The organism is Streptomyces sp. NPDC020742 (genome assembly GCF_040641675.1).
Classification (GTDB): domain Bacteria; phylum Actinomycetota; class Actinomycetes; order Streptomycetales; family Streptomycetaceae; genus Streptomyces.
Map to the genome: position 1 here is coordinate 57,550 of NZ_JBFAEA010000010.1, position 23,558 is coordinate 81,107.

21 protein-coding genes are annotated in these 23,558 nt (G+C 73.3%); 4 read left to right on the forward strand and 17 right to left on the reverse strand.

Annotated elements, in window-relative coordinates; translation table 11 throughout:
* Window positions 1–181: 181 nt before the first annotated feature.
* The 9 genes from AB0G84_RS19060 to infC form a co-directional block, all read right to left on the reverse strand.
* Window positions 182–1,330, reverse strand: coding sequence for a DUF6596 domain-containing protein (locus tag AB0G84_RS19060; protein ID WP_361322043.1), 1,149 nt, complete (start codon window positions 1,328–1,330; stop codon window positions 182–184).
* An 8-nt stretch (window positions 1,331–1,338) separates the two neighbouring features.
* Window positions 1,339–1,746: a YciI family protein gene (locus AB0G84_RS19065; RefSeq protein WP_361321613.1), complete on the reverse strand. Its 408-nt coding sequence runs from the start codon at window positions 1,744–1,746 to the stop codon at window positions 1,339–1,341.
* Window positions 1,747–2,204: 458 nt separating this feature from the next.
* Entirely contained in the window at window positions 2,205–4,730 is a 2,526-nt protein-coding gene (gene pheT / locus AB0G84_RS19070) for a phenylalanine--tRNA ligase subunit beta (protein ID WP_361321615.1), read from the reverse strand.
* The gene (gene pheS / locus AB0G84_RS19075; protein ID WP_361321617.1) at window positions 4,730–5,854 is read right to left on the reverse strand and encodes a phenylalanine--tRNA ligase subunit alpha; all 1,125 of its coding nucleotides are present in this window, start codon (window positions 5,852–5,854) and stop codon (window positions 4,730–4,732) included. Before pheS ends, pheT begins: the two co-directional genes overlap by 1 nt.
* A gap of 192 nt (window positions 5,855–6,046) precedes the next feature.
* Window positions 6,047–7,177 carry an ATP-binding protein gene (locus tag AB0G84_RS19080; protein ID WP_361321619.1) on the reverse strand — a complete coding sequence of 377 codons (1,131 nt, stop codon included), beginning with the start codon at window positions 7,175–7,177 and terminating at the stop codon, window positions 6,047–6,049.
* A gap of 82 nt (window positions 7,178–7,259) precedes the next feature.
* Entirely contained in the window at window positions 7,260–8,114 is an 855-nt protein-coding gene (locus AB0G84_RS19085; RefSeq protein ID WP_361321621.1) for an RNA methyltransferase, read from the reverse strand.
* A gap of 126 nt (window positions 8,115–8,240) precedes the next feature.
* The gene (gene rplT, locus AB0G84_RS19090) at window positions 8,241–8,624 is read right to left on the reverse strand and encodes a 50S ribosomal protein L20 (protein WP_176097768.1); all 384 of its coding nucleotides are present in this window, start codon (window positions 8,622–8,624) and stop codon (window positions 8,241–8,243) included.
* A gap of 104 nt (window positions 8,625–8,728) precedes the next feature.
* Window positions 8,729–8,923, reverse strand: coding sequence for a 50S ribosomal protein L35 (gene rpmI, locus AB0G84_RS19095; protein ID WP_016576627.1), 195 nt, complete (start codon window positions 8,921–8,923; stop codon window positions 8,729–8,731).
* 125 nt (window positions 8,924–9,048) lie between these two features.
* On the reverse strand, window positions 9,049–9,735 hold the full coding sequence (infC, locus tag AB0G84_RS19100) for a translation initiation factor IF-3 (RefSeq protein WP_361321623.1): 687 nt from the start codon (window positions 9,733–9,735) through the stop codon (window positions 9,049–9,051).
* A 332-nt stretch (window positions 9,736–10,067) separates the two neighbouring features.
* On the opposite strand from infC, the gene AB0G84_RS19105 reads away from it, so the two are divergent.
* Complete coding sequence (locus AB0G84_RS19105) at window positions 10,068–10,457, forward strand: DUF1844 domain-containing protein (protein WP_361321625.1); 390 nt, start codon at window positions 10,068–10,070, stop codon at window positions 10,455–10,457.
* Between the two features lie 80 nt (window positions 10,458–10,537).
* Here the strand turns inward: AB0G84_RS19105 and AB0G84_RS19110 are convergent, their stop codons facing one another.
* From AB0G84_RS19110 to AB0G84_RS19125, 4 genes are all read right to left on the reverse strand, one after another.
* The gene (locus AB0G84_RS19110) at window positions 10,538–11,332 is read right to left on the reverse strand and encodes an MIP family channel protein (protein WP_361321627.1); all 795 of its coding nucleotides are present in this window, start codon (window positions 11,330–11,332) and stop codon (window positions 10,538–10,540) included.
* A 114-nt stretch (window positions 11,333–11,446) separates the two neighbouring features.
* Window positions 11,447–12,178, reverse strand: a complete 732-nt coding sequence (locus tag AB0G84_RS19115) for an SseB family protein (protein ID WP_361321629.1) — start codon at window positions 12,176–12,178, stop codon at window positions 11,447–11,449.
* A gap of 64 nt (window positions 12,179–12,242) precedes the next feature.
* Entirely contained in the window at window positions 12,243–13,403 is a 1,161-nt protein-coding gene (gene mycP / locus AB0G84_RS19120; RefSeq protein WP_361321631.1) for a type VII secretion-associated serine protease mycosin, read from the reverse strand.
* Window positions 13,400–14,650 (reverse strand): hypothetical protein, encoded by a 1,251-nt coding sequence (locus AB0G84_RS19125; protein ID WP_361321633.1) that lies wholly within the window; start codon window positions 14,648–14,650, stop codon window positions 13,400–13,402. The genes mycP and AB0G84_RS19125 overlap by 4 nt, the downstream gene beginning before the upstream one ends.
* 214 nt (window positions 14,651–14,864) lie before the next feature.
* Between AB0G84_RS19125 and AB0G84_RS19130 the strand changes: the two genes are divergently transcribed.
* Window positions 14,865–16,088 (forward strand): amino acid deaminase/aldolase, encoded by a 1,224-nt coding sequence (locus AB0G84_RS19130; RefSeq protein WP_361321635.1) that lies wholly within the window; start codon window positions 14,865–14,867, stop codon window positions 16,086–16,088.
* A gap of 39 nt (window positions 16,089–16,127) precedes the next feature.
* Here AB0G84_RS19130 and AB0G84_RS19135 read toward each other — a convergent pair whose 3' ends face one another.
* The 4 genes from AB0G84_RS19135 to AB0G84_RS19150 all read right to left on the reverse strand — a co-directional run bounded on the left by AB0G84_RS19135 (window position 16,128) and on the right by AB0G84_RS19150 (window position 21,075).
* Complete coding sequence (locus AB0G84_RS19135) at window positions 16,128–17,396, reverse strand: haloacid dehalogenase-like hydrolase (protein ID WP_361321637.1); 1,269 nt, start codon at window positions 17,394–17,396, stop codon at window positions 16,128–16,130.
* Between the two features lie 112 nt (window positions 17,397–17,508).
* On the reverse strand, window positions 17,509–18,294 hold the full coding sequence (locus AB0G84_RS19140) for a 3-oxoacyl-ACP reductase (RefSeq protein ID WP_361321639.1): 786 nt from the start codon (window positions 18,292–18,294) through the stop codon (window positions 17,509–17,511).
* Window positions 18,291–19,673, reverse strand: a complete 1,383-nt coding sequence (locus AB0G84_RS19145; protein WP_361321641.1) for an aldehyde dehydrogenase family protein — start codon at window positions 19,671–19,673, stop codon at window positions 18,291–18,293. Before AB0G84_RS19145 ends, AB0G84_RS19140 begins: the two co-directional genes overlap by 4 nt.
* A gap of 13 nt (window positions 19,674–19,686) precedes the next feature.
* The gene (locus AB0G84_RS19150) at window positions 19,687–21,075 is read right to left on the reverse strand and encodes a glutamine synthetase family protein (RefSeq protein ID WP_361321643.1); all 1,389 of its coding nucleotides are present in this window, start codon (window positions 21,073–21,075) and stop codon (window positions 19,687–19,689) included.
* A gap of 74 nt (window positions 21,076–21,149) precedes the next feature.
* On the opposite strand from AB0G84_RS19150, the gene AB0G84_RS19155 reads away from it, so the two are divergent.
* Window positions 21,150–21,881: an FCD domain-containing protein gene (locus tag AB0G84_RS19155; protein WP_361321645.1), complete on the forward strand. Its 732-nt coding sequence runs from the start codon at window positions 21,150–21,152 to the stop codon at window positions 21,879–21,881.
* 165 nt (window positions 21,882–22,046) lie between these two features.
* Window positions 22,047–23,534, forward strand: coding sequence for an ethanolamine permease (eat, locus tag AB0G84_RS19160; RefSeq protein WP_361321647.1), 1,488 nt, complete (start codon window positions 22,047–22,049; stop codon window positions 23,532–23,534).
* The last annotated feature ends 24 nt before the right edge of the window (window positions 23,535–23,558 follow it).

Below are 23,558 nucleotides of genomic sequence, written 5' to 3' on the forward strand. Positions count from 1 at the left end.
GGGGTGATGGGCCGTGCCATGAGGGGCGTGGGTGAGCCGCCTTCCGCGCAGCCGGATCATCGCGGGAGGGGGACGTCGGGGGGACGTCAGGGGGGGGACGTCGGGGGGGGACGTCGAGGCGACCGCTCCGGCCACGCACGGGCCCGCACCACGCGCCGCGGGACGATCCGAGTGCGAGCCGTCAGCGGTGCCGGCCGGAGTTGAGCCGGGCGGCCTGGCGGGTCAGGTGGTCGCGCTCGGCGAGGTCGGGCGCCTGGTGGGCCGCCTCGGCGTAGAGCCGCGCCGCGGTCTCCAGGTCGCCGTCGCGCTCGTGGAGGTATGCCGCCACCGCGGTGTAACGGGGCAGGGAGTCGTCCAGCGCCGCGAGCTCCGCCAAGCCGGCGCGCGGTCCATCGGCCTCACCGACGGCCACCGCGCGGTTGAGCCGGACGACCGGGTTGTCGGTCAGGCGCGCGAGCTCGTCGTACCACTCGACGATCTGCACCCAGTCGGTCTCCCCGGCGGCGGGCGCATCGGCGTGCAGGGCCGCGATGGCGGCCTGGGCCTGGAACTCGCCCAGCCGGTCGCGGGCGAGGGCCGCCTGCAGGATCTCGACGCCCTCGGCGATCGACGCGGTGTCCCACCGGCCGCGGTCCTGCTCGGCGAGCGGCACCAGGCTGCCGTCGGGCGCGGTCCTGGCGGCGCGCCGGGCGTGGTGGAGCAGCATCAGGGCGAGCAGCCCCGCCACCTCGGGGTGGTCGATCGCGGCCGCGAGCTGCCGGGTGAGGCGGATGGCCTCGGCAGCGAGGTCGACATCGCCGGAGTAGCCCTCGTTGAAGACCAGGTAGAGGACGCGCAGCACGGTGGCGACGTCGCCGGGCCGGTCGAGCCTTCCGCAACCGGACACGGTGCGCTTGGCCCGGCTGATGCGCTGCGCCATGGTCGCCTCGGGCACCAGGTAGGCCCGGGCGATCTGGCGGGTGGTCAGCCCGCCCACGGCGCGCAGCGTGAGCGCGACCGCGGACGACGGCGTCAGCGAGGGGTGGGCGCACAGGAAGTAGAGCTGGAGGGTGTCGTCCACTGAGGGCGCGGGCCCGGGCGCCGGCTCCTCGCCGGTGAGGTCCTCACGCCGGCGGCGGGCGGCGTCCGCCCGGGTCGCGTCGAGGAACCGGCGCCAGGCCACGGTGACCAGCCAGCCCTTGGGGTCCCTCGGAGGGTCGGCCGGCCAGACGCGAATGGCCTCGAGAAGCGCGTCCTGCACGGCGTCCTCGGCCGCCGCGAAGTCTGCTCCGCGGCGTACGAGGACGGCGAGCACGCTGGGCGTGAGGCTCCGGAGCAGGGCCTCGTCCATCGGAGAGGTCACTCCGTGATGGTGGGCGGCGCGGTCAGGAACGGGCGCACCTCGAGCCACTCGTGGATCGGCTTCCCGCCCGCTCCGGGGGCGGCCGACAGCTCCCCGGCCAGCTCGACGGCGCGCTCGTGGCTGTCGACGTCGATCACCATCCAGCCGGCGATGAGGTCCTTGGTCTCGGCGAACGGGCCGTCGGTGACCGGCGGGCGCCCCTCACCGTCGTACCGGACCCACATCCCCTCGGGGGCGAGCGCCTGACCGTCGACGAACTCGCCGGTCCCCTCCAGCCGGGCCGCGAAATCCTGCATGTACTGCACGTGCGCCGAGATCTCCTCCGGCGTCCACTTGTCCATCGGCACGTCGTTGACTGCAGCCGGGGCGCCCCGGTAGTGCTTGAGCAGCAAGTACTTGGCCATGGTGGTTCTCCTCGGTGCTGGTACGACCCATTGTGGTCGCCTTCACTGCGGGGACGGAGCCGGTCACGGGTTCTCGACATCGACGTCCGAGTTTCTTCGACTTTCGTTGGCGTTTCCGTACGGGCTTTCGTAGGGGCTTTCGCCGTCGCTTCCCTAGCGGCTTCCGTGGAGGAGCCCGGGTGAGCCGTCCCGCGGTGTCCGGGTCCACGGCGTGGCGCGGGGGCGGGACGCAGCAGGCCTTCCCGGATCCAGGATCAGTGGCGACCGGGCATGGACCGGGGGAAGGCCTGGCCTGCGTCACCTTACGGGTGGCCCCGGCGCTTCGCGGTGCGCCCGGGCCGGTGTCGGTCGCATACGCCGGCCGCTGCGCCGCCCCTTCCCCGGACATGCCGACGGGGCGGGGGCGGAACGGCTCGCACCGTTCCGCCCCCGCCCCGTCACACGAGGTCGCGGACCACTCAGCCGCGCAGCACCGCTCCGGTCCGCTCCACGGCCGCGGCCACCGCCGCGTCGCGGGCCGCCGAGGCCTCCTCCGCGGTCAGCGTCCGGTCCGGGGCCCGGAAGCGCAGCGCGTACGCCAGCGACTTCTTGCCGGCACCGAGCTGCTCGCCGGTGAAGATGTCGAACAGCCGCAGCGACTCCAGCAGTTCGCCCGCACCGTCGTGCAGCGCGGCCTCCACGTCCGCCGCTGGGACACCGGCGTCGACGACGAGCGCGACGTCCTGGGTGGCGACCGGGAAGGAGGAGATCGTGGGTGCCTTGAGCCGTCCGATGCCGGCCTGCTCCAGACGGTCCAGGTCGATCTCCATGGCCGCCGTCCGCTCGGGCAGCGCCATCGCCTTGATGACCCGCGGGTGCAGCTCACCGGCGTTGCCGACGAGCACCTCCTCGCCGTCGACCAGGGCGAGCAGGGCCGCGCACCGGCCCGGGTGGAACGGCGCGTGCTGGTCCTGACGGATGATCAGCTCGACGCCCGCCTCCCGCGCGACCGTACGGCCCGCCTCGATGGCGTCCGCCCAGATGGCCGGGCGTGCCGCGCCCCACCAGCCGGCCTGTTCCCGGGCCCCGGCGAGCACCACCGCGGCCCGCCGCGGCTGCTGCGGCAGCGAGGCGTCCAGCGAGGCGATCTCGTCGTCGGTCGGCCGGCGGTCGACGACCAGCCGGCTGGCCGGCTTCTCGTCACCGGTCGCCCGGAAGACCGGGCCGGTCTCGAAGAGCGCCAGATCGTGCGTGCCCCGGCCGTGGTTGCGGCGCAGCGCCCCCAGCAGCCCCGGGATCAGGGTGGTGCGGAGGTCGGGCTCCTCGTCGGAGAGCGGGTTGACGAGGGTGACCGCCGCGCGGCGCGGGTCGTCGGCCTCGATGCCGAGCTGGTCGAGCACGGCGGAGCCGGTGAACGGGTAGTTCAGCGCCTCGACGTAGCCGGCGCCGGCCAGCGCCCGACCGACCCTGCGGTGCAGTCGCTGGCGCTCGGTCAGCCCCCGGCCGGCCGGCGGCTTGGGCAGGGTGGAGGGCAGGTTCTCGTAGCCCTCCAGCCGGATGACCTCTTCGGCCAGGTCGTTGGGGTCGCTGAGGTCCGGCCGCCAGGACGGCACGGTGACCACCAGTTCGTCCTGACCGTAGACGTCACAGCCGACCTGCTGGAGGCGGCGGACGACGGTCTCCCGGCCGTAGGTGACACCGGCGACCCTGTCCGGGTGGTCGGCGGGGACGCTGATGGTGCGCGGCCCGCGGGGCGAGACGACCTGGGTGACGCCGTCCTCGGCGGTGCCGCCGCCGAGCAGCACCAGCAGGTCGACGGTGCGCTGCGCCGCGGCGGACGCGGCCTCCGGGTCGACCCCGCGCTCGAAGCGCTTGGCCGCCTCGGAGGACAGCTTGTGCCGGCGGGCGGTGCGGGCGATGGCGAGCGCGTCGAAGTGCGCGGCCTCCACCACGATGTCGGTGGTACCGCGCAGCTGGCCGGTCTCCGGGTCGGCGACCGCACCCGCGATCTCGGTGTTGGCACCGCCCATCACACCGGCGAGCCCGATCGGGCCGCGGTTGTCGGTGATGACCAGGTCCTCGGCGTCCAGCACCCGCTTGGTGCCGTCCAGGGTGGTCAGCTGCTCGCCGGCGGTGGCGCGGCGGACGCCGATCGGGCCGTCGACGGTGGCCCGGTCGTAGGCGTGCAGCGGCTGGCCGATCTCCAGCATCACGTAGTTGGTGATGTCGACGGGGAGCGAGAGCGGGCGCATCCCGGCCTTCTGCAGGCGGCGCTGCATCCACAGCGGGGTGCGCGCCTCGGGCTCCACACCGGTGACCGTGCGGGCGGTGAAGCGGTCGCAGCCGATCGGGTCGGCCACCTGCACCGGGTAGCCGCCGGCGTTCGGCGGCGCCACGTCCAGCAGCGCCGGGTCGCGCAGCGGCAGCCCGTACGCGGTGGCGGTCTCGCGGGCCACCCCGCGCATCGACAGGCAGTAGCCGCGGTCCGGGGTGACGGCGATGTCCAGCACCTCGTCGACGAGCTCCAGCAGCTCGATGGCGTCGGTGCCGACCTCGTACTCGGGCGGCAGCACGATGATGCCGTGCGTACCGTCGTCGCCCATGCCCAGCTCGTCGCCGGAGCAGATCATGCCGTGCGACTTCTTGCCGTACGTCTTACGGGCGGCGATCTTGAAGTCGCCGGGCAGCACCGCGCCGGGGAGGACCACCACGACCTTGTCGCCGACCGCGAAGTTCCGTGCGCCGCAGACGATTTCCTGGGGCTCGCCGGTGCCGTTGGCCTGGCCGACGTCGACCGTGCAGAAGCGGATCGGCTTCTTGAAGCCCTCCAGCTCCTCGATGGTCAGCACCTGGCCCACGACGAGCGGACCGCTGAGGCCCTCGCCGAGGCGCTCGACCGTCTCGACCTCCAGGCCGACCGTGATCAGCTTCTCCTGTACGTCCCGGCCGGTCTCCGTCGCCGGCAGGTCGACGTACTCCCGCAGCCAAGAAAGCGGGACCCGCATCAGATCTCCATCCCGAACGGCCGGGTGAACCGGACGTCGCCCTCGAACATGTCGCGCATGTCTTCCACGTTGTGCCGGAACATCAGCATCCGGTCGATGCCGAACCCGAAGGCGAACCCGCTGTACTTCTCGGGGTCCACACCGCAGGCGATGAGCACCTTGGGGTTGACCATTCCGCAGCCGCCGAGCTCGATCCAGCCCTCGCTGGAGCAGGTGCGGCAGGGACGGTCGGGGTTGCCCACGGACGCGCCACGGCAGACGTAGCACACCATGTCCATCTCGGCGGACGGCTCGGTGAACGGGAAGTAGTTCGGCCGCAGCCGGGTCTTCATGTCGGGGCCGAACAGCGCCTGGACCATGTGGTCGAGGGTGCCCTTGAGGTCCGCCATGGTCAGGCCCTCGTCGACGGCGAGCAGCTCGATCTGGTGGAAGACCGGGGAGTGCGTGGCGTCCAGCTCGTCGGTGCGGTAGACCCGCCCCGGGCAGACGATGTAGACGGGCGGCTCGCGGTCGACCAGCGTACGGGCCTGGACCGGCGAGGTGTGGGTGCGCAGCACGACGCCGGACTCATCGTCCTGGGCGCCGTTGGCCTTGACGAAGAAGGTGTCCTGCATCTGGCGCGCCGGGTGGTCGGGCACGAAGTTGAGGGCGTCGAAGTTGAACCACTCCGCCTCGACCTCGGGACCCTCTGCCACCTCGTAGCCCATCGCCACGAAGACGTCGGCGACCCGCTCCATGAAGGTGGTCAGCGGGTGCCGGGCGCCGGCCGGGGTGCGGTCGTAGGGCAGGGTGACGTCCACCGCCTCCTCGACCAGCACCCGGGCGTCACGCTCCGCCTCCAGCTCCTCCTGGCGGACCTTGAGCGCCTGGTTCACCCGGCCACGGGCCTGGCCGACGCGCTTGCCGGCGTCCGCCTTGGCGTGCGGGGGCAGCGCGCCGATCTCGCGGTTGGCGAGGGCGAGCGGCGAGCGGTCGCCGGCGTGGGCGACCTTCACCTCACGCAGCGCCTCCAGAGAGTCCGCGGCGGCGACGGCGGCCAGCGCCTCCTCCACCCGGGCGGTGATCTCTTCCGGTTTCAGGGCTTCGACCTCGACAGGGTCGTACGACTTATTGGGTGCGGACATCTCTTCCCGTGCTTCCGGTGGACTGGCTTGGCTTGGCTCGCTTCGCCTCGGCTCCTCGATCACAAAGGTCGGATGCCGAGCCCGCGCTGCGCCCGCGATGCCTGTGCGCCAAAGGTGCCAAAGGTCAAGTCTAAGGGGGACGGGCCGCGCGGCCGGTCCACGCCCCCGTGCGGGGCGCCCGCCGCGGGCTCCTCAGGCCAGGAAGGCCGGGGCCGCGACGGGCAGGCTAAATCGGAACTGCGCGCCGCCGGCGGGGGCGCGGCCGACCGTGATCGTGCCGCCGTGGGCCTCGACGATGCCCTTGACGATGTAGAGGCCCAGGCCGGTGCCGCCGCGCTTGCTGCCCCGCCAGAAGCGGGTGAACACGCGGCTCATCGACTCCTCCGGGATACCGGGGCCCTCGTCGCTCACGGTGACGCTCGTCCCCTCTGTGCTGGTCGCATCCGCGCTGGTCGCATCCGATGCCGGTCCGACCTCGATGGTGACGGTTCCCTCGCCGTGGCGCACCGCATTTTCCAGCAGGTTGCCCAGCACCTGGTCCACCTTGTCCGGGTCCGCCCACAGATCGGGGAGCGGCTCCCTCATCCGGATGAGGAAGCGGTCGGGCCGCTGCCCGGCGGTGGCCTGGGCCTGGACGTGCCGGCGCACCGCGGCGATCATGTCGACCCGCTGCCGGCGGACCTCCAGCCGCCCGGAGTCGATCCGGGAGATGTCCAGGAGCTCGGCGATCAGGCGGGTGACGCGGTTGGCGTCGGCGTCCACCGTCTCCAGCATCAGCCGCTTCTGGTCGTCGGTGAAGCGCTCCCACTTCTGCAGCAGGGTGGCGGTGAACCCCTTGACGGAGGTCAGCGGGGAGCGCAGCTCATGGGCGACGGTGGCGATCAGCTCGGCGTGGCTGAGCTCCGTACGGCGCCGGGCCTCGGTGCCGCGCAGCGCGACCACCACCCGCTGTACGGGGCCGGCCGGCCGGCCGCGGACGTAGCGCGCGGAGACCAGCACCTCACGCCCGCCGAGCAGCAGGTTGCGCTCGGGCTGGCCGCGGCGGATGGCCAGGCCGCCGTAGGGGTCGGTCAGCCGCCACCAGCGGCGCCCCTCGATGTCCTGGAGCGGCAGGGCCTGTTCGAGGGGGCGGCCGAGCACCTCGTCGGGGTCGATGCCGGTGATCGTGCCGGCCGCGGTGTTGAAGCAGGTCACCCGGCCGGTGGCGTCCGCGACGACCAGGCCGTCGGGCAGGTCGTCGGGGTCGATGCCGAGGCCGGCCACCGGCCCGCCGGGCGGGCAGCCGTCAGCCGCGACGGAGTTGCCGGACGTCCCCACACTCATCCCCGTTACCCCCTTCCGGGCCCCCGGGCACGCAAGACTACTAGCTCGTCCCGTCTCACCGGCGGGATCCGAAAGACGCCCCTCAGGCGGGTGACACCGCGCGGCAGCCGCCGGGGCTGCGCTGGGCGCGGGCGGAGGCGTAGAGGCAGACCGCGGCGGCGGTGGCGAGGTTGAGGCTCTCGGCCCGGCCGTGGATGGGGACCCGTACGACGGCGTCGGCCAGCGCCCGGGTCTCCTCCGGCAGGCCCCAGGCCTCGTTGCCGAAGACCCAGGCGGTGGGCCCGCCCATGGAGCCGGCGTCGAGTTCCGCGTCCAGGTCACGGTCGCCCGCGCCGTCGGCGGCCAGGATGCGCACGCCGGCGGAGGACAGGCCCGCCACCACCCGCTCGACCGGTACGCCGACCGCGACCGGGAGGTGGAAGAGCGAACCGACCGAGGCCCGGACGGACTTGGGGTTGTACAGGTCCACCGAGGCGTCGGTCAGCACCACCGCGTCCGCGCCGGCGGCGTCCGCGCAGCGCAGCACCGTACCGGCGTTGCCGGGGTCGCGGACGTTGGCGAGCACCGCGATCAACTGCGGGCGGGCGGCGAGGATCTCCTCGAAGGGCGTGTCGAGGAACCGGCAGACGCCGAGCAGCCCCTGCGGGGTGACGGTCTGGGAGATGTCGGCGACGGTCCGGTTGTCGGCGAGGTGCACCCGAACCCCGGCAGCGCGGGCCGCCTCGACGATCTCGGTGTGCCGCTCGGCGGCCTCGGTGGTGGCGAACAGCTCGATGAGCGTGGGCGCGCCCCCGGCGCGGTGGGCGATGGCCTCCCGTACGGCCTGCGGGCCCTCGGCGATGAACCGGCGCTCCTTGCCGCGAAAGGCGCGGCGGGCCAATCGCCGCGCGGCGACGACACGCGGGGAACGCGGGGAGATCAGCTCGGGGGTGCCCATGGGTTCGGCGGCTCGCTTCTGTTGTCCGGTGCGGGGGAGGCCGGGCCGTCGGGGGCCGGCAGGAAAAGCGGCGGACCCGCCGGCCGGAGCCTGCGGGTCCGCGTCACAACTACCTCAGGCTGACGTTCAGGCAGCCTTCGGGGCGTTGACGTCGCTCGGCAGCGCCTTCTGGGCGACCTCGACGAGCGCCGCGAACGCGTTCTCGTCGTTGACCGCGAGGTCGGCCAGGATCTTGCGGTCCACCTCGATGTTGGCGGCCTTCAGACCCTGGATGAAGCGGTTGTAGGTCATGCCGTTGGCGCGGGCAGCGGCGTTGATGCGCTGGATCCACAGCTGACGGAAGTCGCCCTTGCGCTTCTTGCGGTCGTTGTAGTTGTAGACGAGGGAGTGGGTGACCTGCTCCTTCGCCTTGCGGTACAGGCGGGAGCGCTGGCCGCGGTAGCCGCTGGCCTGCTCGAGGATCGCCCGACGCTTCTTGTGGGCGTTGACTGCCCGCTTGACGCGTGCCACTTGTTAACTCCTTGTAGCGGGGCCGTGGTTGTCGTCACACGGCCCGAATCGATTGGGTCCCGGTCGAGGTCGCGCACCCCGCCTGTCCGGCGGGGCGCCGCGACTCACTTGCCGAGAAGCTTCTTGATCTTCGCGGCGTCGCCCGGGGCCATCTCGGCGTTGCCAGTGAGGCGACGCGTCACGCGGGACGACTTGTGCTCGAGCAGGTGGCGCTTGCCGGCGCGCTCACGCAGCACCTTGCCGGAGCCGGTGACCTTGAAGCGCTTGCTGGCACCGCTGTGCGTCTTGTTCTTCGGCATGCGCCGTTCTCTCCTCGTCAGTGGCGCTCCCACCGGCACGGACCGGGCTGGCGGGAGCGTCAGATGTATCGGTTGGTGTCCGGGGCGGCTTGCCCCGGCATGAACCCGGGGCTCACGCCCATGGATCACGCCTCGGCGGGCTCCTCGGCAGGCTCCTCCGCGGGAGCTCCGCCCTGACGCTCCGCCTTGCGGGCGGCCTGCGCCTCACGGGCCTCGGCCATCGCCTCGGTCTTCTTCTTGTGCGGACCGAGGACCATGATCATGTTGCGGCCGTCCTGCTTGGGGTTCGACTCGATGAAGCCGAGCTCCTGGACGTCCTCCGCGAGCCGCTGCAGCAGTCGGAAGCCCAGCTCGGGGCGGGACTGCTCGCGACCACGGAACATGATCGTGATCTTGACCTTGTCACCCTGCTTGAGGAACCGGACGACGTGACCCTTCTTGGTGTCGTAGTCGTGCGGGTCGATCTTCGGCCGGAGCTTCATCTCCTTGATGACCGTGTGCGCCTGGTTCTTGCGCGCCTCACGGGCCTTCATGGCCGACTCGTACTTGAACTTTCCGTAGTCCATGAGCTTGCAGACCGGCGGACGGGCGTTCGCCGCCACCTCGACGAGGTCGAGGTCGTACTCCTGCGCAAGCTCCAGGGCCTTGGCAAGCGGCACAATGCCGACCTGCTCGCCACTGGGACCGACGAGTCGCACCTCGGGGACGCGAATCCGGTCGTTGATGCGGGGCTCGGCGCTGATGGATCCTCCTCGGTAGCACCACGCGACGGCCTGGCGGACTGCCGCGTAACGTCTGTTCGGTGTGACCAACCGCGCCGGTACACGAAAAATGCCCCGGACGGGACACAGGCGGGGCTCCACATAGATCTGGAGCACCGCCGCGAAGTCTCCGCGGGGCGCAGCCGGACCGTTGACCCGCCGACCCTGAGGTCGACCGGGTGGGAGATCGGAGCCTCCACTTGTGGGCCGGTCACATGCGTGTCCGGCCGGTCGGAACACCAGAATACACGAGTCAAGGGCCACCACCCACTCGTGTGCCGGCCGCGGGCGCGCGGGGGCCCGGGGCACGCTCCCGGACGCGGGGTGCGCGCCGGTGGGCCATAGGCTGGGGCCGACCCCTCAGCAGGAAGAAGCCCACAGCCATGAGCGACCAGACCCCGCAGCAGCCCGACGCCCCGCACCCGGCGGGCGCGGCCGGCCCCAATTTCGACGCCATGACCCGTGACATCGCGGAGGTGCCGGCGGTCGAGGTGATCACCACGGTCGCGGTGCACCTGATGAGCTCGGCGGCGGTCAACCTGGGGCTCGCCGAGGACGGCGAGGCGCACAAGGACCTCGACGAGGCGCGCAAGCTCATCCAGGCGCTGGCCGGCCTGGTCACCGCCAGCGCCACCGAGATCGGCTCCTACCACGCGGCGCCGCTGCGGGACGGCCTGAAGTCGCTGCAGCTGGCGTTCCGCGAGGCGTCGGTCGTCCCGGACGAGCCGGGCCAGGGTCCCGGGGAGAAGTTCACCGGGCCGGTGTACGGCTAGTCTCCGGCCACCGCGCACGACGAGCCCCGGCCCAGGGAGGGCCGGGGCTCGTGCGCGTCCGGGGGCGGGTGGGCCCGGGCTCAGACCGGCTCGCCGGAGCCGGCCGCGGGCTCCTCGGGCGAGGCGGTGTCGGCGACGATCACTGGTTCGTGCGGCGGGTGGGTGACCTGGTGCACCGCGGCCGCGAGGGCCCCGCCGATCAGCGGCGCGACGATGAACAGCCACAGCTGGGTGATGGCCGGGCCGCCGGCGAACAGCGCGGGGCCGATGGACCGCGCGGGGTTCACGGAGGTGCCGTCCAGCGGGATGCCGATCAGGTGGACGGTGGCCAGGGCCATGCCGATCGCCACACCGTTGAAGCCCAGCAGCGCCACCTTGTGGGTCACCGCCAGGAAGACGAAGACGAACAGGAACGTCATCACCATTTCGAGGACGAAGGCGCCGCCGAGGTTGAGGTGCACCGCGGAGCGGTCGCCCCAGCCGTTGGTGCCGAAGGCGGCGTGCGTCTGCAGGCCGGGGACCTGCTTGGCGACCAGGAACAGCAGCGCGGCGCCGACGATGGCGCCGACGACCTGGGCGATCCAGTACTCCACGGCGGTGCGCAGGGTGAGCCGGCGCGCCAGCAGCATGCCGAGCGTGACCGCGGGGTTGAGGTGGCAGCCGGAGATCGGGCCGAGCGCGTAGGCCAGCGCCAGCATGGTGAAGCCGAAGGCCAGGGCGATGCCGAAGGTGCCGATGTACTCGCCCGCCAGTACCGCCGAGCCGACGGCGAAGAACACCAGGAGCAGGGTGCCGAGGAACTCGGCCACGATCGTGCGGGTCAACACCGTGGGGCCGTGGGGCCCGGTCTCCGTCTCCGGCTCCGTTGTCGCCATGGGGCTCTCCTCGCGTGGATCTTGAGCTCTCCTGGCATTGTGCGGCCCCGGGGACGAACCCGCCCGTCGGCACGGGCGACCCGGGCGGTTGCCGGGGACGCCGTGCCGGGGTGGTCAGCGCCGGTAGAGCGGCTCTGCCGCGGGCGCACCGCCGGGCGGCAGGAGGGCCAGGTCCAGGCCTCGGACGAGCCGGCTCCGCAGCGTCTCGTCGGCGGCCAGCGCCTGCGCCAGCCGCTGGGCGGCCTCGGCGGCCGGGGCGCCGTCGGCGAAGGCCAGCGCCAGGGTGCCGTCGGTCTCGTCGGAGGGCAGGAGGTGGGCGAGGAGCACCGCGGGCTCGGCGGCGAGCAGCGCGCGCAGGACGTCGGCGACGGCCGGGTCGGCGAGCGGGTCGGCGGTGGTCCGGCCCTCGGCGAGGGCCCGCAGCGCGGGGCCGGTGAGCTGGTAGGTGACCGGTCCGGCGAGGTCGATGACGAGGGTGTCGGCCTTCTCGTGGGCGGCGGCCAGCAGCGCCTGCTGGAGCGGGACGGCCACCGGGCGCGCGTCCGGGCGCCAGCGCTGGAGGGTCTCCATGGAGGTGAAGGCGGGCAGTGCGCGGCGGCCGTCCGGGGCCTGCAGCGTCGGGACCGCCATATCGCTGGTCTTCTCGCGCCGCAGGCCGTCCGGGCCCGTCTCCACGTCGCCCAGCACCGCCACGACGGGGACCAGCATGCGGGCTCCGGCCAGCGCGGACAGCAACTGCGGCTCGGTGCTCCGGTCGGCGTCGTACGCCGCCAGGGCGGCCGTCAGGGCGGGGTCGGCGGAGCCGTCGTCGTCGGCGAAGCCGGAGTTGGGGATGTTCTTTTCCACGCCGGCGAGCGTATCCGTTCGAAGGGTGCGGGCCGCCCCCCGGTGCCGGGCGGGCGGCCACGGGTCAGCTGCGGGTGCGCCGCAGGAGGAGGGCGGCGGCGACCAGGAGGGCCAGGCCCGCGCCGCCGGCGACCCAGGGGAGCCAGTCGGTGGAGGCCGTCGCGTCGTCGGCGGTCGGGCCGGGGCCGAAGTAGCGCTGGCGGTAGGCGGCGGGGGACGGCTTCTCGGGCGCGGGCCTGACGTCGGCGGCCGCCTTGATCGCGGCGGCGGGGTCGATCAGGCCGGCGCCGTAGTCGTCGTCTCGGCCGCCCTCGGGGGCGTCCTGGGCGGTGCTGGTGAGCAGCCGGCGGATCTGTGCGGGGCTCAGGCCGGGGTGCGCGGAGCGGATCAGTGCGATGGCGCCGGAGACGAAGGCAGCGGCGGGGCTGGTGCCCCAGCCCGAGAGGTAGGACTCGCCGGTACCGGCCATCACGATGCCGTCGCCGGGGGCGCTGACCGTGGCGTACCAGTGGCGGGTGGAGAAGGGGGCGCGGACGCCCTGGTGGGTGACCGCGGTGACGGCGATGACGCCGGGGTAGGCGGCCGGGTAGGAGACGTGGTTGCCCTTTTCGCCGCCGTTGCCGGCGGAGGCGACGACGGGGATGCCCTTGCCGAGGGCGTACTGGACGGCGGCGTCCTCGCGCGGCTCGGGGTGGGCGGACGCGCTGTCGTCCCCCAGGGACATGCTGATGACGTCGGCGCCGTGGTCGGCGGCCCAGCGGATGCCGTCGGCGAGCGCGCCGGCCTTCTCCGTACGGGCGCGTTCCCGCTGGGGGTCGTTGTCCTCCAGGATGACCCGGATCGGCAGGATGCGGGCCTCGGGGGCGACGCCGAGGACCCCGTCCTGGTCGCCGGGGCCGTGGCCGCGGCCGGCGATGACGCTGGCCATGCCGGTGCCGTGCCGGGCCCAGGAGTCGTCGCCGGGGCCGGCGCCGAAGCCGACCAGGTCCTTCTCGGGCAGGACCTGACCCTGGAGGTCGGGGTGGCCCGCGTCGACGCCGGTGTCCAGGACGGCGACGGTGACGCCCTTGCCCTTGGTCGTGTGCCAGGCCTGCTGGGCGTGCACGGCCTCCAGGCCCCACTGCTGGGCGCGGAGGGCGTCGGCCCGCGCGGGCACGGCGGGCAGCACCGCGAGCGCCGCGGCGGCCAGCGCGACGGCGGCGGCGCGCAGCGGGGAGCGAGTCATGGCGAGGACTCCGTGGTCTGCGAGGGGATGCCGGAGGCGGTGCGGAAGTCCGCCGCGATGCGGTCCGCGACGCCCTTGGCGTCATGGCCCAGGCCGGACTCGCCCGGTGCGGTGGTGGCGCCCGGCCGGGCGGCGTCCTCGGCGGGCTGCGGCGCGGTGGCCTCGCGGCCGTCGGCGAAGCCGGAGACGGCGTAGACGATGACCGGGACATCGGTGAGCACCCGGACGGTCCAACTGGCCCGCTGGGCACGCCCGAAGCCCTCGGCGGCGGTGTCCTTGGGGGCGTACGGCAGCGGCATCAGGTCGGTGCGGGTGCCCAGGTTCTTGGTGCTGAAGCGGGTGTTGAGGGCCATCATCCCGGCCTGATCGACCTTGGCGGTCTGCGCGCCGACGGTGATGACGCTGCTGTGGGTGGCGTCGGTGTAGGTGGCGCGCAGCAGGCGGACGCAGCCGGCCGCGGCCAGCGCCTTGGCGAGCGCGGGGTCATAGGCCCCGGTGCAGCCGCTGTCGGGGGCGACGGCGATCCGGGTCCAGGCCCGGTCGGCGCCGCCCGGACCGGCGCCGAGGCCGTCGATGGTGCGCGGGAAGAGGGAGTCGACGGGGGTGCTGTGCCAGACGTCGTGGCCCCGGGCGAAGGCCGCCGCGGGGCTCGGCGGGGCGTCGGGGGAATCGTCGGTGAGCCAGTTCCCGGCCGCCGCGCCGGCGAGCAGGCCGACGCCGAGCACGAGGCAGGCCGCGGCGGCCAGCACCCGGGCACCGGGGCGGCGGCCGGCGGGGAACCGGCGCGCGGGCGCCCCGGGGACCCCGGGTCCCCCCGGCCGTACCGGGGTGCCGGGCCAGTGCCGCGGGGCCGGGCGGCCGGCGGCGGGCGGGGGTGCGGCGCCGCGGCCGGCGGTGCTCCATACGTCCTGGCTGTTGGCCAGGTGGAAGGCAGCGGTGTCCCGGAAGGCCGCCGGGCGGCCGGCCGGCGGGGGCGGGACGGCGGGGGCAGCGGGGGCGGCGGGCCGGCTGTGCGGCGGCGCGGACGGCGGCACCGTGGGGCGCGGGGGGACGGGCGGGGCGGCAGGGGGCGGAGGGCCGGCGGGCGGGCTCGGCGCGGGGGCCGGGGGCGGGCCGGGTACCGGCCGGCGCAGCACCGCGGTGTGCGGATCCGCCTCCGGCGTCGCGGCGGACGCGGGCTGCCGGGGCGGCCTCGGGGGTATGGGTGGGATGTGCCGCGCTTCGGCGAATTCGGCGTCGGTGCTCACCCGCGCTCCCCCCTGCGCCGTGGGCCCGGACCCGATCCGCAATCGGGGCAGGGTGGCTGGTATCTGGACAACACGCCGCTGACCTGCCGGTTGCGGTGTCGAGCCACTGTAAGGGCTGGCGCACCCGGTGCTCCAACCCCTGTCCGGCCGTTGTCCGCTCTGTCGGGATCTCTCCCCTCTACCCAGTGGTAGGCGGTTCTGGCAGGCTGCGGCCATGTCCCCACACTCCCCCGACGCGGATGGCGACAAGGCCCGCTACGACCGGGCCACCGCCCACCTCGACGCCCCGTTGGCGCTGGTCGACCTGCCGGCGTTCGACGCCAACGCGGCCGATCTGGTGCGCCGTTCGCGGGGCAAACCGATCCGGGTCGCCAGCAAGTCGGTCCGCTGCCGGGCCCTGTTGGAGCGGGTGCTGGCGCGCGAGGGCTTCGCCGGGGTCATGAGCTTCACCCTGGCCGAGTCGCTGTGGCTGGCGCGCTCGGGGTGCACCGACGTCCTGCTGGCCTACCCGTCGGCGGACCGTGCCGGCTTCGCCGAGCTGACCGCGGACCCGGCGCTGGCGGCCGCGGTGACGGTGATGGTCGACGACCCCGCGCAGCTGGAGCTGATCGACGCGGCCCGGCCGGGCGGGGCGCGCGGCGGCCCGGAGGTGCGGGTGTGCCTGGAGCTGGACACCTCCTACCGTCTGCTGGGCGGCCGGGTGCGGGTGGGCGCCCGGCGGTCGCCGGTGCGGGAGCCGGCCCAACTGGCCGCGCTGGCCCGTTCGGTGGTGCGCCGGCCCGGGTTCCGGCTGGTGGGGCTGATGGCCTACGAGGGGCATGTGGCGGGGGTCGGCGACGAGGTCGCGGGCAAGCCGGTGTTCTCGCGGGCGATCCGGGTGATGCAGGCGGCGGCGCGCAAGGAGTTGGCGCAGCGGCGCTGGGAGGCCGTACGGGCGGTGCGGGAGGTGGCGCCACGGCTGGAGTTCGTCAACGGCGGCGGGACCGGCAGTGTGCAGCACACGGCCGCGGAGGCGGCGGTCACCGAGGTCGCGGCCGGGTCGGGGCTCTATGTGCCGCGGCTGTTCGACAACTTCCGGTCGTTCAGCGGGCGTCCGGCGGCGCTGTTCGGGCTGCCGGTGGTGCGCCGGCCCGGCCCGGGCGTGGTGACGGTGCTGGGCGGCGGCTACCCCGCGTCGGGGGTGGCGGGTGCGGACCGGCTGCCGGTGCCGCAGCTGCCCGCCGGGCTGCGCTACGACCCGCAGGAGGGGCCCGGTGAGGTGCAGACGCCGCTGCTGGGGCCGGCGGCAGACGGGCTGGCGGTGGGCGACACGGTGTGGTTCCGGCACGCCAAGGCCGGTGAGCTGTGCGAGCGGTTCAGCGAGCTGCATCTGGTCGACGGGGACCGGGTGGTGGACACCGTGCCGACCTACCGGGGCGAGGGCCACGCCTTTCTCTGACCGGCGCGGCCCTCCCCGGTGTTGCTGCCCCGAAGGGGCTCAGTACACGGTGTCCTGCTGGTCGGGGACCACCGAGCCGTCGGCGCGGCGGACCGGGCCGGGGGTGCCGTCCGGCCGGGTGTAGCCGGTGCTGGCGCACGGGTACGGGTCGGCCTGGCGCTTCTTGGGCTCGATGAACATCGGGTTGATCAGCCAGCGGTGGTCGCTGTTGTCGTAGGCCCGGCACATCAGCTCGGCCTTGTTGCGGTTGAGGGCCAGGTGTCCGGCGGTGGCGTCACCGACGAAGGTCACATCGGTCTCGGCGTCGCCGGCCGCGAAGGCGGGGCGGTGCGCCCGGTCCTGCTGCTGCCAGGCCTTGGCGCCCTTGACGTGGAAGATCTCCTGGTTGATCCAGCAGCGCTTGCCGTCCATGTACGTCAGGACGTCGCCGTTGGTGTCCTTGACGTCGCCGCAGCCCTGGACACCGGTGGTGAGCCTGCCGTCGCGGATGAGGTTGCGGATGCCGATGGTGTGGGCGCGGTCGATGCCCACGCCCGGCGCCCAGGCGCGGACCAGCGGCTCGGCCGACGCGGAGACGATGTAGACGTCGAAGCCGGCCTTCTTGAGGGTGGCGATGAGGTCGCGCTGCTGGGCGTAGTAGCGGACGTAGCCCTCCATCGTGTGGGTGCCGACCTTCTGCTCCGTGCCGATCGGCGCGGCGAGGTTCTCGGCGCGGGCGGCGCGGGCGAAGGCGGTCAGCTGCGCGGGGCTGTGGCCGGCGAACAGCTGGGTGATCCAGACGTACCCGGGCACGGTGCGGCGGTGGTTCCAGGTGCCCTCGAACGCCGCCTTGCCGGTGGAGGTCTTGGCGTCCTGGTAGACGTCGAGGATCTCGTCGGTGCAGCCGGTGTCGGTGGACGTCGGCAGCGGGCGGCCGGCCGGGACCGAGGTGCCGCAGGCCGTGGTGAGGGCGCGGGCGGCGTCGTCGGTGAGCCACTTGTTGGTGGCCTTCCAGCTGGCGGGGCGGAGCACCTTGTCGTGCCGCAGCATCCAGGCCAGCGTGGCGTCGGAGATGTCGTTCTTGACGACGGTGTTGTCCCAGTCGAAGGTGGCGACCGGGCGGGCGCCGCCGGATCCCGAGCAGCTGCCGCGCTCGTCGATCATCTTCTGCAGCTTGGCACGGTTGTCGCCGTACCAGCCCTTGCTCACGTGGAGCGTGGGGCAGTGCCGCGGTGCCGGTTCGGCGGTGGCCGACTGGGCGACCGCGAGGCCGCCTCCCACCACCGCGAGGGCAGCCCCTGCTGCCAGCCAGCGACGCATGTTGGGCATGGAACGCACTCCTGTCGAACGAGGATCCGAAGGCGGACGCTAACGCATGGCGGCCGGGCGTCGTGCGACGTCCGGCCGCCATGGCGCTGACACCGAGGTGAACAGCAGGCGTTTACAGCGGGGTGACGTACGCGCCCGCGATGCCGCCGTCGACCAGGAATTCGGCCGCGTTAACGAACGAGGAGTCGTCACTGGCGAGGAAGGCCACCGCGGAGGCGATCTCCTCGGGCTCGGCGAACCGGCCGACCGGGACGTGCACCAGACGGCGCGCGGCGCGCTCGGGGTCCTTGGCGAACAGCTCCTTGAGCAGCGGGGTGTTGACCGGCCCCGGGCACAGCGCGTTGACCCGGATGCCCTCGCGGGCGAACTGCACGCCCAGTTCGCGGGACATCGACAGCACGCCGCCCTTGGAGGCGGTGTAGCTGATCTGGGAGGTGGCGGCGCCCATCACGGCCACGAACGACGCGGTGTTGATGATCGAGCCCTTGCCCTGCCGCTGCATGTAGGGCAGGGCGTGCTTGCAGCAGAGGTAGACGGAGGTGAGGTTGACCTCCTGGACGCGCTTCCAGGCGTCCAGGCCGGTGGTGAGGATGGAGTCGTCGTCGGGCGGCGAGATGCCAGCGTTGTTGAAGGCGATGTCGACCGAGCCGTAGGTCTCGAAGGCGGTCTTGTAGAGCGCCTCGACCTGCTCGGAGTCGGTCACGTCGACCTTGACGAAGGTGCCGCCGACCTCCTCGGCGGCGGCCTTGCCGGCCACCTCGTCGATGTCGGCGCAGACGACGTTGGCGCCTTCGGAGGCCAGGCGGCGGGCGGTTGCCAGGCCGATGCCGCTGCCGGCTCCGGTGATCACGGCGGTACGGCCGACGAGGCGGCGGCACACTGCGGTCTGGTCGGTCACTTGCTCTCCTCGGTGCGGGGCTCGGTGCTGATGAAGATGTTCTTGGTCTCGGTGAAGGCGGCGAGCGCGTCCGGGCCCAGCTCACGGCCGAGGCCGGACTGCTTGAACCCGCCGAAGGGGGTCCAGTAGCGCACGCTGCTGTGGGAGTTGACGGAGAGGTTGCCGGCGGCGACACCCCGCGAGACGCGCAGCGCGCGGCCGACGTCCCGGGTCCAGACGGAACCGGACAGGCCGTAGTCGGTGGCGTTGGCGAGCCGTACCGCCTCGGCCTCGTCGTCGAAGGGCAGGACCACCGCGACCGGGCCGAAGATCTCCTCGACGGCGGAGCGGTCGTCGGGGCGGCCCTCCAGGACGGTGGCCGGGTACCAGAAGCCCTTACCGGCGGGCGCCGACCCGCGGATGGCGGCCGGGGCGTCCTCGGGGACGTAGGAGCGCACCCGCTCGCGCTGGGCGGCGGAGATCAGCGGCCCCATCTGGGTGTCCGGGTCGGCCGGGTCGCCGACCGTGAACGCCTTGACGGCGGGCTCCAGCAGCTCCATGAAGCGGTCGTAGACGGAACGCTGGACGAGGATGCGGCTGCGGGCGCAGCAGTCCTGGCCGGTGTTGTCCAGGAAGGAGCCCGGGGCGGCGGCCGCGGCGGCCGCCACGTCGGCGTCGGCGAAGACGATGTTGGGGCTCTTGCCGCCGAGTTCGAGGGTGAGCCGCTTGGTCTGGGTGGCACAGCGGGCGGCGATCTGCCGGCCGGTGGCGGTGGAGCCGGTGAAGACGACCTTGGCGACGCCGGGGTGGTCGACCAGGGCGGTGCCGGTGACCGGGCCCTCGCCGGGCAGGACCGCGAAGAGGCCCTCGGGGAGCCCGGCCTCCAGGGCGAGTTCGGCGAGCCGCAGCGCGGTGAGCGGGGTGGTCTCGGCGGGCTTGAGCAGGACGGCGTTGCCGGCGGCGAGCGCGGGTGCGGCGCCCCAGGCGGCGATCGGCATCGGGAAGTTCCAGGGGGCGATCACGGCGACCACACCGAGCGGCTCCTGGACGGTGATGTTCAGGCCGCCGGCCACCGGGATCTGGGTGCCGTTCAGCCGCTCCACCCCGCCGGCCGCGTAGTGCAGCAGGTCGCGGACGTTGCCCGCCTCCCAGCGGGCGTTGCCCAGCGGGTGCCCGGCCTCCTTCAGCTCCAGCGCGGCCAGCGGCTCGATGTGCGCGTCGACGACGTCGGCGAAGCGGCGCAGCAGCCGGGCCCGGTCGCCGGGCGCCACCGCGGCCCAGGCCTGCTGGGCGGCGGCGGCCCTGCGGACCGCGGCGTCGACCTCCTCCGGGGAGGTGGTGGGGACGGTGGCCACCACGTCCTCGGTGGCCGGGTTGATGATCTTCAGCTCGTGCAACACGGGTGGTGGTTCCTCACATGCGCTCGAAGGAGCGGAAGCGCTCCCAGTCCGTGACGGCGGCGTCGTAGGCGTCCTGCTCGACGCGGGCCATGTGGCGGTAGTGGTCGACGACCTCGTCGCCGAAGGCCTCGCGGGCGATGGCGCTGTTCTCCCACAGCTCGGCGGCCGCACGCAGGGTGGTGGGCACGTGCGCGGCATCGCCGGTGTAGGCGTTGCCGGTGGTGGCGTCGGGGAGCTCCAGCTCGTGCTCGATGCCGTACAGGCCGGCCGCGACCATGCCGGCGACCGCGAGGTAGGGGTTCACATCGCCGCCGGGCAGCCGGTTCTCCAGCCGGTGGGCGCGGCCGTGGCCGACCACCCGCAGGGCGCAGGTGCGGTTGTCGGGGCCCCAGGCGACGGCGGTGGGCGCGAAGGAGCCGGGGCGGAAGCGCTTGTAGGAGTTGATGTTGGGCGCGTAGAGCAGGGTGAAGTCCCGCATCGCGGCGACCTGGCCCGCCAGGAAGTGCTGCATCGTCTTCGACATGCCGTACGGGCCGTCGTCGTCGGCCAGCACCGGGCGGCCGTCCTCGTCCTGGAGCGAGAGGTGGATGTGACAGGAGTTGCCCTCGCGCTCGTCGTACTTCGCCATGAAGGTGAGCGCCATGCCCTCCTGGGCGGCGATCTCCTTGGCGCCGGTCTTGTAGATGCTGTGCTGGTCGCAGGTGGTGAGCGCCTCGTCGTAGACGAACACGATCTCGTGCTGGCCGAGGTTGCACTCGCCCTTGGCGGACTCCACGGTCATCCCGGCCGCGCCCATCTCGTTGCGGATCCGGCGCAGGACGGGCTCGACGCGGCCGGTGCCCAGGACGGAGTAGTCGCCGTTCCACTGGTTGGCGGGGTTCATACCGCGGTAGCCGCGGGACCAGGCGTCCTCGTAGGAGTCCTTGAAGAGCATGAACTCCAGCTCGGTGCCGGCGAAGGCGCGCCAGCCGCGGCCCGTGCGGTCCCGTCCCAGCTGGCTGAGGCGGTCCAGCTGGCGGCGCAGGATCTGCCGGGGCGAGGCGACGACCGGGGAGCCGTCGTGCCAGGCCAGGTCGGCGGTGATCAGCGCGGTGCCCGGGTTCCAGGGGGTGCGGCGCAGGGTACCGGGGTCGCCGTGCATGGCGAAGTCGCCGTAGCCGCGCTCCCAGGAGGACATGGCGTAGCCGTCTACGGTGTTGAGATCGACGTCCACGGCGAGGAGGTAGTTGCAGCCCTCCGTGCCGTGTTCGAGGACGGTGTCGAGGAAATATCGGGCCGCGAACCGCTTGCCCTGGAGCCTGCCTTGCATATCCGTGAAGGCGAGGACGACAGTGTCGATCTCCCCGGCGTCGACGAGGACCCTGAGCTCCTCGACGGAGAGTGGGGGCGTGCGGTCTGCCACGGTGTTGCCTCCTGTCACTGCATCCGAGAGGTCATAAGGTAGGCACACGAACCATTAAATGGGAAGGGGTTCCGATGAACGGTGCGGCTGACCGGCTGGCACCGGTGCTGCGGCCGGTGCGGGCGGGCAACGGTTTCGAGGAGGCGCTGGAGCAGATACTCCAGGTCGTCCGGCTCGGCCTGGTTCCCCAGGGCGAACGGCTGCCCGCCGAGCGGGAGTTGGCCGAGCGGCTACAGATCAGCCGGGTCACCCTGCGCGAGGTGCTCAAGGTGCTCCAGGACGAGGGCCTGGTGGAGAGCCGGCGCGGACGCTACGGCGGCACCTTCGTGCGGGTGCGCACCGAGAACCCCGGCGAGGCCGAGCTGCGCCGGCGGATCGCGAAGGTCGACGTCGAGGACACCCTGCGGTTCCGGGAGGTGCTGGAGGTGGGCGCGGCCGGGCTGTGCGCGGCCCACGGGCTGACCAGTGCGCAGGCCGACCGGCTGCGCAAGGCTCTGGCCGCGACCCAGGACGCCCCGCTCGCCGACTACCGCCGCAGCGACACCCTGCTGCACCTGACCCTCGCCGAGCTCTCCGGCTCCCCGTCGCTGGCCGCCCAGTACGCGGCGGTCCGGGCCTCCGTCAACGACCTGCTGGACTGCATCCCGCTACTGGTGCGCAACCTGGAGCACTCCCAGGCCCAGCACGCCTCGCTGGTGGAGGCGGTACTGGAGGGCGATGCGGACGGGGCCCGCGAGGTGATGCGGGAGCACTGCTGCGGGACCGCGGCGCTGCTGCGCGGCTTCCTGACCAGCCCCTCGTCGTGACGCCGGCGCCCGGCCCGCCGTGACGGTCGGTGCCCGGCCGTGTGCGGCGCCAGGCCCCGTTCACCAATCTTTTACGCAGAGGTCTTGCGCCGGAGTGGCACCCGCGACAAAGGTATGCCGCTGAACCTTTGCTCGATTTCCCCCTCGGCGAGGCAGGAGCGGCTCATGGCCGACAGCACGGAATCGAAGACCGCACCGCCCGGCGCTTCGGCGGGCGGCACTCCCCCGGGCGGCGGCGCCGCGCCCGACGAGACCTATCTGGAGCGCCGGACGCTGCGCCGCGGCAGCGCGGGACCGCTGCTGCTGACCGGCCTGGGCGTCGCCTATGTCGTCTCCGGCGACTTCTCGGGCTGGAACAACGGACTGGCGCAGGGCGGCTTCGGCGGCCTGGCGCTCGCCGCCGTCCTGATGGGCCTGATGTACACCTGTCTGGTCTTCGCGCTGGCGGAGCTGGCGTCGATCCTGCCCACCGCGGGCGGTGGCTACGGCTTCGCCCGGCGGGCGCTGGGTATCTGGGGCGGCTTCCTGACCGGTACCGCCATCCTGATCGAGTACGTGCTGGCCCCCGCCGCAATCTCGATCTTCATCGGCGACTACGTCGAATCGCTCGGCCTCTTCGGACTGCACTCCAGCTGGCCGGTCTATCTGGCCTGCTTCGTGATCTTCATCGGCATCCACCTGTGGGGCGTCGGCGAGGCGCTGCGCTTCAGCCTGATCGTCACGGCCATCGCGGTCGCCGCGATCGTGGTCTTCGCCATCGCCGCACTCACCGACTTCCACGTGGACACCCTCAATGACATCCCGGTCAAGGCCGGGGCGTTCGGCGCCAACTCCTGGCTGCCGTTCGGCGTCCTGGGGATCTGGGCGGCCTTCCCGTTCGGCATGTGGTTCTTCCTCGGCGTGGAGGGCGTACCGCTGGCCGCCGAGGAGACCAAGGACCCCGCGCGCTCGCTGCCCAAGGCGATGGCCGCCGCGATGGGCATCCTGCTGCTGCTCGCACTGATCACCTTCGTCGCCGCGACCGGTGCCCGGGGCTCGGCCGCGATCCAGTCGGTGGGCGACCCGCTGGTCCAGGCGCTGCAGCCGGCCGGCAAGCCGACCACCGTCAGCCGGATCGTCAACTACGCGGGCCTGGCCGGCCTGGTGGCGTCCTTCTTCTCCCTGATCTTCGCCGGCTCCCGGCAGCTGTTCGCGCTCTCCCGGGCCGGCTACCTCCCCCGGTTCCTGTCCCTGACCAGCCGCCGCAAGGCCCCCTACCTGGGCCTGCTGGTGCCCGGTGCACTGGGCTTCGCGCTGGCCGCGGCCACCGGCGACGGCGCCCGGATGCTGAACGTGGCGGTCTTCGGCGCGACCATCTCGTACGCGCTGATGGCCCTCTCGCACATCGTGCTGCGCCGCCGCGAGCCCGGCCTGGCGCGCCCGTACCGCACCCCCGGCGGCATGCTGACCTCGTCGGTCGCGTTCGTCCTGGCCTGCTCGGCGCTGGCCGCGACGTTCCTGGTCGACAAGGAGGCCGCGTTCATCGCGCTCGGCGTCTACGGCGTGGCGCTGGCGTACTTCGCGCTCTACTCCCGGCACCGGCTGGTGGCCTCGGCTCCCGAGGAGGAGTTCGCGGCGCTGGCGGCGGCGGAGGCCGAGCTGGAGCGCGACTGACCGACCCACCGGGGACACCGGGCC

Coding starts and splice junctions, on each gene's coding strand:
- AB0G84_RS19060 (WP_361322043.1), bottom strand. CDS start 1,330: ATGGACGAGGCCCTGCTCCGGAGCCTCACGCCCAGCGTGCTCGCCGTC.
- AB0G84_RS19065 (WP_361321613.1), bottom strand. CDS start 1,746: ATGGCCAAGTACTTGCTGCTCAAGCACTACCGGGGCGCCCCGGCTGCA.
- pheT (WP_361321615.1), bottom strand. CDS start 4,730: ATGCGGGTCCCGCTTTCTTGGCTGCGGGAGTACGTCGACCTGCCGGCG.
- pheS (WP_361321617.1), bottom strand. CDS start 5,854: ATGTCCGCACCCAATAAGTCGTACGACCCTGTCGAGGTCGAAGCCCTG.
- AB0G84_RS19080 (WP_361321619.1), bottom strand. CDS start 7,177: ATGAGTGTGGGGACGTCCGGCAACTCCGTCGCGGCTGACGGCTGCCCG.
- AB0G84_RS19085 (WP_361321621.1), bottom strand. CDS start 8,114: ATGGGCACCCCCGAGCTGATCTCCCCGCGTTCCCCGCGTGTCGTCGCC.
- rpmI (WP_016576627.1), bottom strand. CDS start 8,923: ATGCCGAAGAACAAGACGCACAGCGGTGCCAGCAAGCGCTTCAAGGTC.
- AB0G84_RS19105 (WP_361321625.1), top strand. CDS start 10,068: ATGAGCGACCAGACCCCGCAGCAGCCCGACGCCCCGCACCCGGCGGGC.
- AB0G84_RS19110 (WP_361321627.1), bottom strand. CDS start 11,332: ATGGCGACAACGGAGCCGGAGACGGAGACCGGGCCCCACGGCCCCACG.
- mycP (WP_361321631.1), bottom strand. CDS start 13,403: ATGACTCGCTCCCCGCTGCGCGCCGCCGCCGTCGCGCTGGCCGCCGCG.
- AB0G84_RS19130 (WP_361321635.1), top strand. CDS start 14,865: ATGTCCCCACACTCCCCCGACGCGGATGGCGACAAGGCCCGCTACGAC.
- AB0G84_RS19135 (WP_361321637.1), bottom strand. CDS start 17,396: ATGCCCAACATGCGTCGCTGGCTGGCAGCAGGGGCTGCCCTCGCGGTG.
- AB0G84_RS19155 (WP_361321645.1), top strand. CDS start 21,150: ATGAACGGTGCGGCTGACCGGCTGGCACCGGTGCTGCGGCCGGTGCGG.
- eat (WP_361321647.1), top strand. CDS start 22,047: ATGGCCGACAGCACGGAATCGAAGACCGCACCGCCCGGCGCTTCGGCG.